The 15,111-nt window shown below is 67.2% G+C and carries 17 protein-coding genes and 1 pseudogene; 4 read left to right on the forward strand and 14 right to left on the reverse strand.

The annotated features are described in order from the left end of the window. The first annotated feature begins 37 nt into the window (after positions 1-37). On the forward strand, positions 38-424 hold the full coding sequence (locus tag AB0H76_RS13050; RefSeq protein WP_357321947.1) for a hypothetical protein: 387 nt from the start codon (positions 38-40) through the stop codon (positions 422-424). Positions 425-512: 88 nt separating this feature from the next. Here the strand turns inward: AB0H76_RS13050 and AB0H76_RS13055 are convergent, their stop codons facing one another. Both AB0H76_RS13055 and AB0H76_RS13060 read right to left on the reverse strand, forming a co-directional pair. After that, positions 513-1,385: an alpha/beta fold hydrolase gene (locus AB0H76_RS13055; protein WP_357321950.1), complete on the reverse strand. Its 873-nt coding sequence runs from the start codon at positions 1,383-1,385 to the stop codon at positions 513-515. Between the two features lie 106 nt (positions 1,386-1,491). Further along, a complete protein-coding gene (locus AB0H76_RS13060; RefSeq protein WP_357321953.1) occupies positions 1,492-2,112 on the reverse strand; it encodes a QsdR family transcriptional regulator in 621 nt (206 codons plus the stop codon). Between the two features lie 79 nt (positions 2,113-2,191). On the opposite strand from AB0H76_RS13060, the gene AB0H76_RS13065 reads away from it, so the two are divergent. Then, positions 2,192-2,320, forward strand: coding sequence for a hypothetical protein (locus AB0H76_RS13065; protein WP_357321955.1), 129 nt, complete (start codon positions 2,192-2,194; stop codon positions 2,318-2,320). 20 nt (positions 2,321-2,340) lie between these two features. On the opposite strand, the gene AB0H76_RS13070 is transcribed toward AB0H76_RS13065, so the two are convergent. From AB0H76_RS13070 to AB0H76_RS13110, 9 genes and pseudogenes are all read right to left on the reverse strand, one after another. Then, the gene (locus AB0H76_RS13070; protein WP_357321957.1) at positions 2,341-2,679 is read right to left on the reverse strand and encodes a hypothetical protein; all 339 of its coding nucleotides are present in this window, start codon (positions 2,677-2,679) and stop codon (positions 2,341-2,343) included. A 62-nt stretch (positions 2,680-2,741) separates the two neighbouring features. Beyond that, a complete protein-coding gene (locus AB0H76_RS13075; RefSeq protein ID WP_357321960.1) occupies positions 2,742-3,167 on the reverse strand; it encodes an STAS domain-containing protein in 426 nt (141 codons plus the stop codon). Positions 3,168-3,294: 127 nt separating this feature from the next. Next, positions 3,295-3,513 carry a hypothetical protein gene (locus AB0H76_RS13080; protein WP_357321963.1) on the reverse strand — a complete coding sequence of 73 codons (219 nt, stop codon included), beginning with the start codon at positions 3,511-3,513 and terminating at the stop codon, positions 3,295-3,297. A 153-nt stretch (positions 3,514-3,666) separates the two neighbouring features. Further along, positions 3,667-4,491, reverse strand: coding sequence for an alpha/beta fold hydrolase (locus AB0H76_RS13085; protein ID WP_357321965.1), 825 nt, complete (start codon positions 4,489-4,491; stop codon positions 3,667-3,669). After that, positions 4,472-5,950 carry an AMP-binding protein gene (locus AB0H76_RS13090; RefSeq protein WP_357321968.1) on the reverse strand — a complete coding sequence of 493 codons (1,479 nt, stop codon included), beginning with the start codon at positions 5,948-5,950 and terminating at the stop codon, positions 4,472-4,474. Before AB0H76_RS13090 ends, AB0H76_RS13085 begins: the two co-directional genes overlap by 20 nt. Next, positions 5,947-6,576: a TetR/AcrR family transcriptional regulator gene (locus tag AB0H76_RS13095; protein WP_357321971.1), complete on the reverse strand. Its 630-nt coding sequence runs from the start codon at positions 6,574-6,576 to the stop codon at positions 5,947-5,949. The genes AB0H76_RS13090 and AB0H76_RS13095 overlap by 4 nt, the downstream gene beginning before the upstream one ends. Before the next feature lie 44 nt (positions 6,577-6,620). After that, positions 6,621-7,655, reverse strand: coding sequence for a PHB depolymerase family esterase (locus AB0H76_RS13100; RefSeq protein WP_357321974.1), 1,035 nt, complete (start codon positions 7,653-7,655; stop codon positions 6,621-6,623). Continuing rightward, on the reverse strand, positions 7,652-9,007 hold the full coding sequence (locus tag AB0H76_RS13105; protein WP_357321977.1) for an MFS transporter: 1,356 nt from the start codon (positions 9,005-9,007) through the stop codon (positions 7,652-7,654). The genes AB0H76_RS13100 and AB0H76_RS13105 overlap by 4 nt, the downstream gene beginning before the upstream one ends. A gap of 240 nt (positions 9,008-9,247) precedes the next feature. Further along, positions 9,248-9,673: pseudogene (locus AB0H76_RS13110) on the reverse strand (TetR/AcrR family transcriptional regulator C-terminal domain-containing protein); the annotation flags it as partial. Between the two features lie 342 nt (positions 9,674-10,015). Between AB0H76_RS13110 and AB0H76_RS13115 the strand changes: the two are divergent. After that, positions 10,016-10,693: a TetR/AcrR family transcriptional regulator gene (locus tag AB0H76_RS13115; RefSeq protein WP_357321980.1), complete on the forward strand. Its 678-nt coding sequence runs from the start codon at positions 10,016-10,018 to the stop codon at positions 10,691-10,693. Between the two features lie 64 nt (positions 10,694-10,757). Next, positions 10,758-11,183: an anti-sigma factor antagonist gene (locus AB0H76_RS13120; RefSeq protein ID WP_357321982.1), complete on the forward strand. Its 426-nt coding sequence runs from the start codon at positions 10,758-10,760 to the stop codon at positions 11,181-11,183. Here the strand turns inward: AB0H76_RS13120 and AB0H76_RS13125 are convergent. From AB0H76_RS13125 to AB0H76_RS13135, 3 genes are all read right to left on the reverse strand, one after another. After that, complete coding sequence (locus tag AB0H76_RS13125; protein ID WP_357321985.1) at positions 11,180-12,490, reverse strand: hypothetical protein; 1,311 nt, start codon at positions 12,488-12,490, stop codon at positions 11,180-11,182. The two genes, AB0H76_RS13120 and AB0H76_RS13125, sit on opposite strands and share 4 nt — an antisense overlap. A gap of 208 nt (positions 12,491-12,698) precedes the next feature. After that, positions 12,699-13,970: a hypothetical protein gene (locus AB0H76_RS13130; RefSeq protein ID WP_357321988.1), complete on the reverse strand. Its 1,272-nt coding sequence runs from the start codon at positions 13,968-13,970 to the stop codon at positions 12,699-12,701. Positions 13,971-14,704: 734 nt separating this feature from the next. Next, the gene (locus tag AB0H76_RS13135) at positions 14,705-14,929 is read right to left on the reverse strand and encodes a hypothetical protein (RefSeq protein ID WP_357321991.1); all 225 of its coding nucleotides are present in this window, start codon (positions 14,927-14,929) and stop codon (positions 14,705-14,707) included. Positions 14,930-15,111: the final 182 nt, after the last annotated feature.

Raw genomic sequence — 15,111 nt, forward strand, 5'->3', positions numbered from 1 at the left:
GGTGGGAGGTGACTGCGCGCCGGGGTTGGGAGTAGCAATGGACTCAGTGCGGCAATTCGTGAGCGAGGCCGTGGATCGCTCGCTCGCCCTTACCGACGGGACAGCGGTGATCGACGCGGGCTCCGGCCGGTATGTGCAATGGCTCGCGTCCGCGGAGCGGATCTACAGCGTCGAGGCGGGGGTGCCCACTCCGCGGACCAGTCGGTCGCTGCGGCAGCGGCTGCGTGGTCAGCAACCAGATCCGCTACTGGTCGATACCCAGATCGCCGCCCTCGTCGGTGCCGGTTTCACCGCGGGAAGGTCGAACTACGAATTGCGGGACGCGGTGTATGTCCGCGACCAGGCCGTCGAGGTCGTCGTCTCCGTGCTGCGGGACGCCTTCGCGATCGGTGACGCCGCCACGCTGTCGGTCGAGATCTTCTGAGCATTCGGCGGCCGCGCGAGGACCGAACACCCTGACGAACCCGGACGTCTCGCGCACGGTGGGCGTAACGTCCGGGCCGGTCAGCGGGCTAGAAGCCCGGTCCGTATCCGGTGCAGGCGGGCTTGAAATCGGAAGTGTTGGGGCCCAGGAGATTCAGGATGTGCTGGTGGGTGGGGCTGTCGAGGGCGAGGCCGACGTGGCCGACCGGATCGCTGGGGCAGTGGTCCTGGATCAGGATGTTGGTGACGTCGTCGCCTTGCAGGAAGGCATTGGTGTAGGGGGTCACGACGCGGTCGTTGCGGGTCTGGATGACGACGTATCGGACGCCGGGCACGGTGTCCCCGTCGGCGAACAGGGCCTTCTGGAAGTCCGACCCGGCTGCCTGCTGAGTGAAGGCGGGGTAGCCCAGCAAGGTGTAGAAGCCGTTGATCCAACCGCTGAGCCGGGCGGCGTCGGTGAGTTCGACCAAGCCGCCGGCGGTGGTGCCGTGGTTGCTGGGCGCCAGGCCGATGAGCGTGCCGACCTTGGCGGCGCCGCCGAGGCGTTTGAGGTAGTAGTTGGGCATCATGCCGCCCTGGGAGTGCCCGACGACGTCGACCTCGGCCGCGCCGGTGGCGGCCAGGACCTTGTCGACGAAGACGCGCATGGTCTCGGCGGATCGGGGGATGTCGCCGAGTCCGCCGATCAAGCCCCACGACAACAGGGTCATGCCGTAGTCGAAAGTGAACACGCAGTATCCGGCGCCGGCGAGCTCGGGGGAGAGCGTCCACCAGTTGAGGGCGGAGTTGGCGGTGGTGCCGTGGACGAGCACGACCGGATTGGGGTGGGCGGCACTGGGTTTGCAGTTCCAGTCGTTGGCGGCCGGCGGGGCGGTGTCGGCGTGTGCGGGGGCGGCGCTCATCGCGGTTCCCGTCAGGCAGGCGGCGGTGAGCGTGGTGAGGAGCCAGCGAGGGGGTCTCATGGGCGTCTCCGATGGATCGGGCCAGGGAATTGGCCGCTGGGGGACCGCGCCGTGGGCCCTACGGCATGTGGTCTGTGACACTCATATGAAACACCCAGGCGAAGTGTTACACAAGGGTTGACCGGGCGATATCGCCACTCGGTCCCCGCAGGACACCTTCCACGAGTTTGCGGACCAGCAGGACCGCCGTGGGGAAATTCGCGGTGTGACCAGTTAATACGTCGGAGTACAGGATCGCCTCCTGCAGGCGCACGGCCGCGTATCCCAGGGTTGGCAGATCGACCAGCGGCACGAATCCGCCGTCGGCGGCATCACGCTCGAACAGCGCCACGTGCGCGGCCACCACGCGCGGTTGCACCTGCCCGTGCGGGTCGGTCAGCACCCGCATCGCCACCACCGGCTCGTTCTCCAGCAACCCCACGAAGCCCGCGTCGTTGACCGCGACTTCGCCGTAGAATTCCAGAATGCGCAAGCAGCGCAGCACGTCTCGTTCATCGTGCAGTGCCTGCCCGTACTGCTCGTCCCAGCGGGCGACAGCACGTTCGAGGGCCCGATCCGCCAGCCACCACAGCGCCTTGCCCATCAGCTCCTCGCGGTTGCCCACTCGCCGGAACAGCGTGGTGCGCGACATCTCGAACCGGAGTGCGAGCTCCCGGGTGTCCAGCCGCACCCCGTCGACGATCAACCCGGCGGCGAACTGAACGATCTCCTCGGTCGAAGCACGCATGAACCGCACAATAGTCTCGCTATGCCCGGTTCCTGGCAGCCCGGCGTGTAGCAGTAAATTTGCTGGGTACTGCGGGGTCATGGAAATAATCCTGATCATCGCCCTGGTCGTAGTCGTCGCCGTGGTCCTGCTGAATCGGAAGCGATCCGGCAAGCGGGACATCTCGACCGGCAATCCGTCGGCCAACAAGGGCGACGACAAGATCTGACCCCACCCTTTCGGGTGCGATCAAAGAGTGCAAGCACGGAATGGCATCGAGCCAACGCTCAAAGCCAGTCCGCGTAGAACCGCGGGCAGGTGGTGGATAGGCGCGGGTCCTTGGGGGCATTCGATCATGACGCCGTCGGGTGTGCGGAGCTCGCATCGGAACAGGCTCCGCAAGCGGCGATCTCGGCGGATGGGGTAGTGCAGATCGCGCGCGAGGCGGGCGGCCAGTTCGTTCATCGCCGCGGCGACCTGGGCCGGGGACCCGGAGTTGCTGACCTGCCACCAGCAGCTCTCGTAGGCGCCCGGAACGGAGATCTGCACCGAATAGGTCAGCTGGATGTCCGTGCCGAAGTCGCCCACACCCTGACAGTGCCAGACAAAGACGGTTCTTTCGAGGAAGCGCGGCCCGGCGGTGACGAAAGTCAGTAGGCGGGCAGCAGATCCGCGGTGCACGCCAATGCCAGGGCCCGGTGCGGATAGACCGCCATCGTGGATTCCAGGCCGGCCAGCTGCAGCGGTCGTGCGGCGGCGCCACAGGCGATCACGACGAAGACCATATCCGGCCAGGCCGCGGTGTTGGCCTGCAGCAGAACCGTGGTGCCGGCGGCGTCCATGAATGTCACCTCGCTCAGATCCACTACGACCCGCGAGGGTTGCTCGGCCAGGACTCGTCGCAGCGCCTCGGCCAGCTGAGGTGCCGTCGTCGCGTCCACTTCACCGGCCGCGGCGATGATCTGCCCGTACTCGTGCCGGTCCACGACCTGGACTGTCAGCAGGCAGCCCGGCCCGTGCTGCACTCGGAGAACTCCCTCGGCCGGATCAGGACGCAACGTCGGTAGTTTCCTCATCGTTCGAGTGTTGCTGCCACAGCGTGCGATGGCTGTTCCCCCGTTGGTGTCGGCCCGCCGCGGGGCAAGGCTCCGGCGGCACCCCGGGGGCGGCGCGTCGGGTAGCGCTTCGCGGTCTACGAGGCGGTCAAGAGCCGTCCGGCGCCGCCGGGTAGAAGACGCGGTTTGCTTCCAGTAGCACTGCGGCGGCGGCGATTTCGCGGTCGTGCCCGTCCAGCAGTGGCAGGACGTCCTCGGCGTGGAATATCGGCAGGTGCAGGGCGCCACGCTGGTGTGCTTCGACCAGTTGGACGATCAGAGCGCCGGGCAGTCGGGGAGGGCGCACGCGACGGTCGGGCTGACTCATGCCGGTGAGTCTCCCCGGGCGTACTGACAATTAGCGGTTCGGCGGAGCAACCGAACCTTAGTAGCGAGTCAACCCATATCCATAATGAGATATGCGCATCTATGCAGTCGATGCGATTCTTAGACAAGATCTCCGCTGGGTTCGACGTGAGCTTCACGTTCTGTCGTGCATCTCCTGAGTTCGATCAGCCAAGAACGCCAGCACATCAGCGTTGGCGCGCGCGCCGACGTCGACCGGATAGTTGTGACCGGCTCCTTCGTAGGTGATGAGCCGCGCCTCGGGCAACGTCTCGGTCAGCCGCACCGCCGCGGCGTACGGCACCGCCTCGTCCGCGGTGCCGTGCAGCACGAGCGCGGGCGCCGCCAGACCGGCGACCTTGTCGGGGGTCAGGTCGTAGCCGGCGATGGCGAGGTCCTGGGCGTAGACGCCGCGCGCGGAGAAACGCATCCGGCTGAGCACGGCGAGGTCGCGCTCGATCGCCTCCGGTGTGGCCAGCGGACCGTAGAAACGCTTGCGCAGCAGGGGTTTCAGCAGACGTACCGGGACGCGATACTTCAGCTGCCGGGCCAGGAAACCCGGAGGCCGGGGCAACGGATGCTCGGGGCTGCGCATCGCCGTGCAGCCCAGCACCATGGAGCGCACCCGCTCGGGGGAGTCGTGGGCGAGTTGCAGGACGACCCCGCCGCCCATGCTCACGCCGTAGAGGTGCGCGCTGCCGACACCGGCGGCGTCCATCACCGCGCGGACATCGGCGGCGAGGTCGGCGACGGTCGCGGTGCTGGTCGCGCCGCTGCTGCCGGTGCCGCGGTTGTCGAAGTAGATCACGCGGTAGTGCTCGGCCAGCGCCGGAAGCACCGGGTACCACATGTCACTGGAGAAGAGGTGGCCCATGACGAGCACTACCGGCTCGCCCGAACCCCGTTCTTCCCAGTGCAGGCGCACTCGCCCGGTGGGGGTGTCACTGATCGTGTACGGCATTGTTCGCTCCCTCGAGTCTTTGCGCACGCAGCGCCGAGCGGCGCACCTTCCCGGCATCGTCGCGAAGCGGATGGTCGACGACCTCGAGGCTCCGCGGCAGTTTGTAGGGCGAGAGCCGCTCGCGCAGGAACGCGACAACGGAGTCGAGTTCGAGTCGCGCGGCCGAGTGCACGATGGCGTGCGGCACCGCCCCGAGATCCTCGTGGGGCAGCCCGACGACGCACGCGTCGTCGATGTCGGGGTGTTCGGCGAGCGCGGCCTCGACCTCGGCGGGATAGACGTTGGATCCGCCCACGAGAATGACATCGGTATTGCGGTCGGTGAGGTAGAGGTAGCCCTCCTCATCGAGACTGCCGAGGTCACCGAGCGATTCCCAGCCGCCCTCGCGGGTGCGGGCCTCGCCGCCGAGATAGGTGTAGGCGGCCGGAGCGCTCGCGCTGCGGCGTACCCACACCTCGCCCACCTCGCCGGGCCGGAGCGGGGCGCCATCGGGACCGAGCACCGTGATCTCCCCGAGCACCGCGGGGCCGACCGATCCGGGGTGCTCGAGCCAGTCGTCACCGGTGATCGCGGTGGCCGCCTGCGCCTCGGTGCCGGCGTAGACCTCGAGGATCCGTTCGCCGCCGAGCCAGTCGATCCAGGCGCGCTTGAGCCAGGCCGGGCAGGGTGCGGCCATGTGCACCACCAGGTCCAGCGCCGAGAGGTCGTGCGCGGCACGCACTTCGGGGTCGAGACGCCAGATGCGCTGCATCATCGTGGGCACGGCGTAGAGCCACTGAACTTTGTGAGCGGCGATGTCGGCCAACAGCGTTGGGGCGTCGAAGCGACCTTGCAGCACCACGTGCGAGCCGCGCAGCAGCGCCAGTGCCGCAAACATGAAGGGCGCGTTGTGATGTAGCGGCCCGGGTACGGCCACGGTGCCTTCGGTGGGTATGCCGAGCACGTCGGCGAACCCGATCACCTCGTCGAGCAGCGCGGCATTGCCGGCCACGACCACCTTGGGACGGCCGGTGCTGCCGCCCGAGGCGGGGGCCTTCCACGCGGGCGAGACGTGCCGCGGCAGCGGGTCCGCGGACTCGGCCGGTTCGGCCGCCGAAGGCAATCGCACCCGGTCCGCGGTGCCGTCGGGCAGCCCCACCACGCCGGCCGGATCTACCACCTCGAGGATCGCATGCAGTTCTGTCGACGTGATCCGCGAAGACAGGGGCTGCGGCACGGCGCCGAGCTTCCATGCCGCGAACGCCGCCGTCATGAATGCCGGGGAGTTGTCGAGCATGATGGAGACGTAGGAGCCGGGGGCGACACCCAGCCGAGTCCAGGTGCGGGCCAGTCGATTGCTGTCGCGATCCAGTTCGGCCCAGGTGCGGGTTTCCGCGCCGCAGGTGACGGCGGGGGAGTCCGGGCGCACCGCCGCGTGGGCGGCGAGCACTTCGCCGAATGTTAGTGCGGTAGAGGTCATTTCCCGCTTCTTTCCGCGCCGAGCCGGGTGGCCAGGCCGCCGGTGATGAAATCGCGATAGAGCGCGACGACGTGGGCCTTGGAAATGTCGGGGTTGGCCAGCCACCAGCGCCCGAGCTGTTCGCCGACGCCGCTGATGGCGTAGGCGAAGGGGGTATCGATCGCGTCGCCGCCCGAGAAGTGCGCGACCATCTCGGCGATGCGCTCGATGGTGTGCTTACGCAGCTCGCCCAGCTGCTCGGTGAACTCGGGTGCGAGTGCGGTACTGGGGTTGAACAGCACCATCCAGCGGCGCGGGTCGCGCTCGAGCAGGTCGAAGAAGATCTCGCCCGCGCGCTGCATCACGACCTCGATGCTGGCTCCGGCCTCGATGAGTACCTCGGGCTCGCGGACTCGGTACTCGAGTTCCGCGCGGGCCCGGCGTGCGCACTCGAGAAAGATCGCGTCTTTGCTCTGGTAGTGCGAGTAGACGATCGGGCGGGTCACCCCCGCCTCGCGGGCGATGTCTTCGATCGAGGTGTTCTCGAAGCCGCGGGTGGCGAACAGATGCTCGGCGATGTCGAGCAGCTGGGCCGCGCGGGCTTCGCGAGACATGCGGGTGCGTCGCTGGGGTGCCGGAGTGTCCACGCCGGTCAGTCTGCCCGACAGTGGCAGGCACTCGAGGCCGGTGATCACGCCATGCTCCGGGTTTTCGCCCAGTCCCACCACAGGGTGGCGAGATCGGGGCCCTGGTTGTCGACGAGCGGTCCGGAGCCGGTGCCGGGCCAGCGGTGTGCCATTCCGGCCACCAGTACGTAGTCGATCAGGGAGGTGTCGCCGCCGCGCGCGTAGTACTTCGAGTACGTGTACGAGTGCTGGTTCGGGTCGTTCACCGTCACCACCGATTCCGGGACATCATCGACCGGCCCGTCGAGGTTGCCGCTCATCGCGAGGTCGTCGATGGCCGCCCAGTGGGTGACGAGACGCGTGGCGAAAAGGGGCGGCACGGTGGTGTCGCGGTCACCCTGGACCACCATGACCGGTACCGGGCGGGCCCGCGGGCCCATTTCGTCGATGGCTCGCTTCGCGGTGTCCACGGGTCCGAGATCGACCGGGTCGAGCTGACCGGCCGCGTTCGTGCCGGCCTCGTTGATCTTGTACTCCGCTCCGGCCATCGACATCACGGTGGCGTAGACATCGGGGTAGGTGACGCCCATGATCACCGCGACGCCCGCACCCGACGAGGCGCCGAGCACGTGCACGCGGGCGCGGTCGGCCCCGTACTCGGTGATCACCCGCTCGGTGAGGCCCGCGATCAGCGCGGGCTCGCCCTCCCCACGCCGTTGATGGGCAGCGTTGTCGCCGTTCCAGCAGTTCAGGCGCATGCCGCGGGACAGATCCTGGGAGGGGTAGACCACCAGGAAACCTTCGCGGTCGGCCACCGCGTTGAGAGCGGTCATGTCCTTCATCGAGTTCAGGCTGTAGCCCGTCATCCCGCACCCGTGCACCGCGACCACCAAGGGCAGGGCGCGATCGGGGGAGTGTGCGGGCGGAACATGGACTTGATAGCTCACCGCGCCCGCGTCCCCGAGAAAGACCGCGGTGCGGTCGTATCCCGGTGCGCTGGGTGCCGCGTGCGCGGTACTCACGCCGGTGAGCATGACGGCGAGTGCGGCCGTGAGGCCGGTCCGAGCCAGGACGGCTCGGATGGTGTGCCGGTTCTTCATCGGGTTACCTCCGGTTGCGCGGCCTTGCGGCGGTCGCGCTCGATAGTGGTCATCGCGCCGGCGACGCCGAGCGCACAGGTCAAGCAGGACAGGGGAATCAGCCATCCCATGCTGGTGTGCAGGCCGATCGCCGAGGCGGTGATCTCGGCGGTGGCGCTGGCTCCGTCGGCGAAGTGCTCCGACAGTGCGCCGGTCAGTACCGGGCCGAAAGCGCCGCCGAGTAAATAGAAGGCGCCGAAGTAGATCGCGACGGCGGAGGCGCGCCGACGCGCCTCGACGATCTCCGAGACCGCGGGCAGCGCGACCGGCTGCACCATGTTGATCAAGACCGAGGCGAGCGACAGCAGGACGATGAAGGCGACAGCGCTGCCCGGCGACAGGCCGAATGCCGCCCAGGCGAGCGGGGCCGCGGCGGCCATGCCGATGGCGGCCACGGCGAGGCGGGCGACCGAGGAGCGGCGGCGGGCCCGGTCGGCGATCGGTCCCGCGATCAGCAGGCCGACCAGGCCCGCGACACCCATGACGAGGCCGGCGCCCATCCCGGCCGCGGACAGGCTCAATCCGAAGTAGCGCTGCAACAGGGGAACCAGGAAGGTCGCCACCGAATAGCTACTGATCTGCAGGCCGATGCCGGCCAGGATCAGCCACCACATCGTCGGGATGCGCAGCAGCGACCAGACCGCTCGACCGCCACGTTCCTGCTCGAGCTGCTGGGCGGTCGCCTGCGGTCGCTCGGGCATCGGCACGACGAGCAGCAGTCCGGCGACCACGAGGCCGGGGATCGCGGCCAGATAGAACGGCGTCCGCCAGGAGTCGAACGCCTCGACCAGCGGGCCGGTGGTGAAGAAGGCCAGCAGCAGACCCAGCGGCAGGCCGAGTTGCAGCACCGCCGTTGCCCGCGAACGCTTCTCGACCGGGAACATGTCGAAGACGGTGGCGTTGGCGGCCGGGGCATACGACGCCTCGCCGACGCCGACGCCCAGCCGGAAGATCAGCAGCGACGCGAAACTCCACGCCCCACCGCTGGCTGCCGTGAGGATGCTCCACAGTACGAGGCCGCCGGCCATGATCACCCGCCGCGACCGGCGATCCGCCATCCGTCCGAGCACGATGCCCGCGAGGGCGTACACGACGGTGAAGCCGCTCATCAGCACCCCGAGCCGGGTATCGCTGAGCGCGAACTCGGCCTTGATGTCCTCGGCCACGATCGTCGGGAGGGCGCGGTCGTAGAAGTTCAGCACATTGGCCACCGCCAGCAGGCCCACGAGGCGCCAGGCGTAGGGCGGAATAGCGGGCGGCACGGTGTCGCCGGCGGTCGGGTCGGGCGGGGGAACGGTCCTGCTGATCGGCATGGCGTCCTTCGAGCTGCGTGACTGCCGTCACTGTAACTTTACAGCGCGTAACTATAAGTATACGAGCTGTAACCGTCAAGGGACGGCATGCCGCGCCCAGGCAGATGCTGGAGAAATGTTTCGAGATCGGACGTCGCGCGATCAGGCGACGGCCGGCAGCCGGAACAGGCTGACGCTTACCGAAGTGTGGGTTCCTTTGGGGCGGAGTGAATTACCGGCGAACGTGCGCCACGGTCGAATTCAGCGTGTCGCGCGCATGCGTTCGATCCGGTCCAGCAGCGCCTCCAGGGCGTCCTCGAACTCGGCCGCGCCGTGGTCTCGGGACAGCTTGGTCTGCAGCCGATACAGGTTCGGGTACTGCGACAGCGCGCCGGTAGGAGTCGGCTCGGCGCCCGGAGCCGAGGCGCGGCCCGCGACTTCGAGCAGCAACTGCCCCAGCAGAAATGTGGTGTACGAGCGGTATACCGCGACCGCCTCGTCGTCGTCGAAGCCGTAGGACAGCAGCGCGTCGAGGAAGTTTTCCGTCCATCGCAGATTGCCCAGCGGCGGCCGCGCCCACGGCGCCTCCGGGGCCGGCGCTACCGCCAGCGAAAACAGGCTCGGTTCGGCCAGGGCGACCCGGCGACGAATTCCGTGCGCCAATCGAACCAGGAAGTCCTGCCAGCCGGCGGACGATGACGCTTCCAGCAGGCATTTGCCGATCGCATCGTCGGCCTCGGTGTCACGTTCGCCGACGGAACCCTCACCGTACATTCGACACAATCTAGCGGCCTGCGTTTACCTTGTAAACTTCACAGCTCACCGGTTGTTCTCGACAAGGAACGCAGGCGGCGAGGTGGGCCTGGGCGACCGTGTCGGCGCGCCGTGCGCAGGTGTGGTGTCCGCCGCGCGCCGCTCGGGTAGTACAGGGAGACAAGATCGCGAGGTCGTCGGTTTAGGGACTGCGCTGGCAGTGAAATAGTCTGACCGTTGGTCTTGCTTCAACGCGTGTAGTGAGGGGATGTTTCGGTGGACGAACATCACGACGAGTCGCGCGCCCCGTTGAGCCGCCGCTTCATCCTGGAGGTGGCCATCGACCTCGTCGACCAGGAAGGCCTGCGCAAGCTGACCATGCGCCGACTCGGGTCGGCCTGCGGTGTCGAAGCCATGGCGCTCTACCGTTACGTGCACAGTCGCGAAGACCTGCTCAGCGGCATGGTTGCCCTCCTGGTCGACGACCTGCACGCCGATCAACTCGCCGCGCGGCGCCAGGAAGACGGGTGGCAGGACTTCCTGGTTCGGCTCGCGCACGGTGTCCGTCAGATCGCACTGGACCATCCCGAGCTGTTTCCGCTGGTGGCGACCCGCGCACCGGAGGCGCCTTGGGTTCGCCCGCCGCTGCGAAGCCTGCGCTGGATGGAGACCTTTCTGGACACGTTGCTGTCCTACGGGTTCGGCGACGACGCCGCGGTCTCCGCTTACCGGACGTACACGACCTTCCTGCTGGGGCAGTTGCTGCTCGAGGTCGCCGCCCGTGGCACTGTCGTGGCGGCGGAGCCGGAACGATCGGGGGGCGATCAATTGTCCGAGTTCCCGAATCTGTCCCGTCTGGAATCGAAGCTGGCCGAGGATCACAGCGCCCTCGAGTTCGAAGAGTCGCTCGAAGCCCTGCTCGACCGGCTCGAGCACTCGCTCCCCACCGATTGACGGTGTACCGAACCTCACGCGAGGACGACCGTCACGGTCGCGGATACAATGTAAACTCCCCGTGGTGACCGATAAAAGCGCTGAACAGAAGGATGAGCGAGACCTTCGTACAGCCGGGACATTGCTCTCGATCGAATCGACCGCACTGGATGACGTGACTGTCTTGCGCGTCAGTGGCGAGGTCGACGTGCTCACCGCCCCGCAGCTTCGTGCGGCCATCGATGACGCGCTGGCCGGCAACGACGACAGGTCTGCCCGCGGCATCGCCGTCGATTTACAGGCAGTGACGTTTCTGGCTTCCTCCGGGCTTTCGGTGCTGGGGGCAGAGGCCCGGCCCAACCCTCAGGACCGCCGGATCGTGATCGTCGCGAACCACTCGGCGGTGCTGCGTCCGATGCAACTGACCGGGCTGGTCGATCTGCTGACCGTGTGCCCGACCGTCGCCGAAGCGTGTGCCGAACTGCGGACGGCCCGCAGCGAAACCGCTTAGGAATCAGCTCTTTCCGGCTGTCGAAGCCGCCGGATCAGCCAGATCGCCGCACCGGCGCCCACACCTATGCCCAGCGCGGCGTAGGCAGGCACCGCGTCGTGGGTGTCCGGAGCGAAGCGATACCACTCGGTGGAGTAGGCGACCTGCCCGAAGGAGCGGCCGCGCAGGGCTACCGCGGCCGAGGGCACGAACAGCGCGGCGATGGCCACCACGGCACTGGCCGCGCGGGGCGGCACGGCGGCGGCGGCGCTGTAGCCGCCGACCAGGCCGATAGCGCACACGCCGAGCACGGAAGCGAACTGGTTCGGTGTCGTATGCAGCGCGAGCAGCGCCGCGACGGCGGCCAAAGCCAGCGAGAACCCGATCGCCACGCCCGGCAACGGCCATCGCCGCCCCGCGACGACACCGAACCCGACCGCCGCCACCGCGAGCAGGTCGGCCCACCACGGTCGCGGAACTGTGATCACCGCGCTGGACGACGCGGCGAACGCCACCAGCAACAGCACCGCGACGCCGTCGCGCCCGGGCAGGAGCAGGGCGGCGACGGTGCAACCCAGGACTGTCAGGGTTATCGCGGCGGCGACGATCAGGAAGGTGCCGGTGCTGTGTGCGAGCCAGCGCGATATCGACGCGACGGTCATGATGAGCACGACACCGGACAGCACTTTGCGCAGCGGGAACTGGTGGTCGATCTCGGCGACCGGGACGTCGACCGACCGCGCGACCACACAGAGGCCGACCAAGACCAAAGCCGTCAGGATCAGCCAGATCGGCGGTGCGCCACCGAGCAGTCGTTCCAGCGGGTTGGCCGCTCGGCCGCCGGTCGGCCGCTGGACGATGTCGCCCAGAATCGCGGCGCTGAGGCAGGCGAACAGAAAGACGCTCGTGGTGACCGCACTCGTCCAGGCGACGGGGGCGAGACTGCCGATGACGACCCCGGCCCACAGCGAGTCGATGTAGTTGATCGTCGTCAGTGAGTCGACTTCGATCCACGGCAGGCCGGTGTGATTGGCCAGCATGCCCAGCAACGCCAGCGCCGCCAGGTACCAGGCCGCGCGGCCACTGCCCGCGGTGATCACCATCGCCGCGGTCAGCACCGCGACCATGGCGCCCGCCTCCATCGCGCGCGGCACTTCGCGAACCATGAGGTCGATCTTGTAGGGCGCCAACCCGAACCAGCCGTAGCTGATCGGCATCATGAGTGCCAGACCCGCGGTGGTGACCGCCGCGTACTGCGCGGCAATCCGCGCCGGCCCGCGCCAGTCCGTGCCGCCGCTTTTCGCGACGATTCGGCGATCCACCCGCATCCGTGGCCTCCAGGTCATCGGCTGGCCTCGATCCCAGAAACTGCCTGCGCCGACCCTACGACACGTGGCTAATTTCCGGCAATCGAACTCGCGGCGGGCGGGGATCTCACACCGCTTGGCCGCTCACCTCCTGATGGAGCTGGACGTTTCGCCGATTCTGATCGCCGACGGACGACAAGACGCGCGCACATCAGCCGTGCCCTTCCGCTCAGGTGCGAATCCGCCTGAGCAGGAGCAGATTCGAGGCGCATGCGGCGCACACGGCGAGGGCGACCAGTCCCGGGGTGCTCGAGTCGAGCCGGAAGCGGTCATCGAGGCCCAGGACCGGCCCTTCCATGAGTTTGCCGGAGGGGCAGTATGCCGCGATCGCCAGCGAGGGGACGAAGAACATGGCCGACGCCACCAGGGCGCCTGGGGTGACCGTCGTGATGGCCGAGCCGAAACACAGGCCGGTGAGAGTGGCGACGAGGATGATGCCGGCGATCGGCCACCACGACTCGGTGGAATCGGCGGTCAGCGCCGCGTAGAGGGCCGCTGTCGTGGCGGCGGCGGCAGCGGTCCAGATCGATCGGCCGCGGCCCGCGAACAGTCCGAGCGCCACGGCCGCGATGATTACGGGCGTCGCCCACAGCGATTGCCGTGCGACGTTGACGGCGGTCCCCGCGGTCGAGACCATGATCGCGATCAAGAGGGCGCTGCCGTCGCGGTTCGGCAACATCAATGCGGCGACCAGCAGCGTCGGGATCAGCACCGCCACCGCTAGAACGATGTGAGTGATTCCGTTGGCGTTGTTCGAGAGGTGCTCGGTCGCGAAGAGCAAAGTCACCGTGGCGATCAGGGCTGCGGCGACGGGCGGGACCGGGACTTCGCAGGGTGTGATGTCGGCCAGTTTCTGGTTGCGGGGAGCTCTGTGAAAGCACACTGCGAGGAGCGCGACACAGCCCATGACCAGCAGTGTCGGGGGCATGGACATCGATGACCAATTGACCGCCGGTGCGCCGTCGACGATCCTGACCGGCAGTCGGGTGAAGTCGGCGAGAAGCACGCCGGATGTGAGGCCCAAGAGGAAGCCGAAGGGCGCGTCCCGCCGGGAGATCGTCACGGCGCCCAGCGCCCCGATCACCGCACCGGCCGCCACGGAATCGATGTAGTTCAAGTCCGTCAACGAGAAGGTGGGCAGCACTCGGGACACGGTGTGCGCTACCGCGGTCGTGGACATGCCCACCACTGCGATCAGCCAGCCGCCACGTTGACCGAACACGCTGACCAGCACCGCACAGACCGCGGCCGCCAGTGCGCCGGAGGTGACCGCCCAGGAAGCGTTGTTCACCAGTAGCTGCAATTCCAAAGCGGATCCTGAGGTGACCCGGCGGGCGTCGGCGGGCACCATCAGTGCGATGGCCGCGACCGCGGTCGACAGGAAGATCGTGATGGTCGAGATGCGGCGCGCGAGCAAGGTCTGGATTGTCGTGACTGCCATCGGTCAGGCCGTGGGGTCGCTGATAAGAAGACGGCACTTATTCATTGGGACTCCGGCGATCGAGTAGTCTTTTGTCGAATTTGTGCCGTGGGCTCAGCAACCTTTCTCGGTCTTCCGACAATTCGCTGTATGTCTGCCGAATGTGATCGTTGACCGGCGGCGGATAGCGATGAGAGTGGTTGAGCCAGTTGCGATTCCGTGTTCCGCTCTCGGATGAGATGGCGAATCTCTGCTGGTGTCGACGCGCCCGCATCGCTGCGCGAAAAAGGTCGTTACTCATGGTGATTACCTCATGATCGGTAGATTGTGCGGCGGTGAGTGCAGCCGCATCGGCAAGGTTCGGCGCCGTATCGCGAACCCAAGAACTGCATCCAATACAGAGTATCGAGGGTTGTCCGCGGGGATTTCATGACATTTCGATCTATTTTGTGAGCGGGCTGCCAGCGTTGTAATGGCTGCCCACTGCATGACGCCGGCCTCGGTGAACTCTGAATGTAGAGAGTCCATACAGCGGCTTCGTTTGCATCCATGATGAGCAAATTTCTGGGAGTGATGATTGCTGTCTATTGCGCGCGCCCATGGCCCGACTCGAACGGGCGGCATTCTTTGGCATAGGCAGGGGAACTCGCTGCGGCACGCTCGGATCGACGAGTGGCGGTGCCGCGGAAGCCGGTGGTGTGGCTGCCCTTACCGGAGTCGAACCGGTTCACAATCCTCGGGGCAATTGTGGCGCATCACTTTATGACAAGGATGGCGTTCAGATCCGGGCTGCCGTGCAGCTTGGCGACCTGTGTGATCATGTAGGCGCACGGTGGCTGCTGCCCTTTGCGTACGCGACTCAGCTTGTTGCGATCGACGCCTATGTATGCGCTGAAGGCGGAATCCGAGCAGTAGCCGTAATGGCTCTTCAGTAGGTCGAGCAGGCCCGGTCTGAAGCTGAGCCTGAGGCGCTTGTTCATGTCTCGCTTCCTTTGCTTGTGTGGATGCCCCGTGTGCTTCGCTCCCTACAAGTAGACCACTGGATGCTGCACAAAGCAAGCAAAACTGCTCGAATTGTGAGCAGAACATGACTGGTATGCGAAGGGTTTTGTCCAACTGAGCTGCGTATATACCTGTTTGACACCCGCTCAGATATAACGCA

This window comes from Nocardia sp. NPDC050712 (assembly GCF_040654295.1).
GTDB lineage: Bacteria > Actinomycetota > Actinomycetes > Mycobacteriales > Mycobacteriaceae > Nocardia.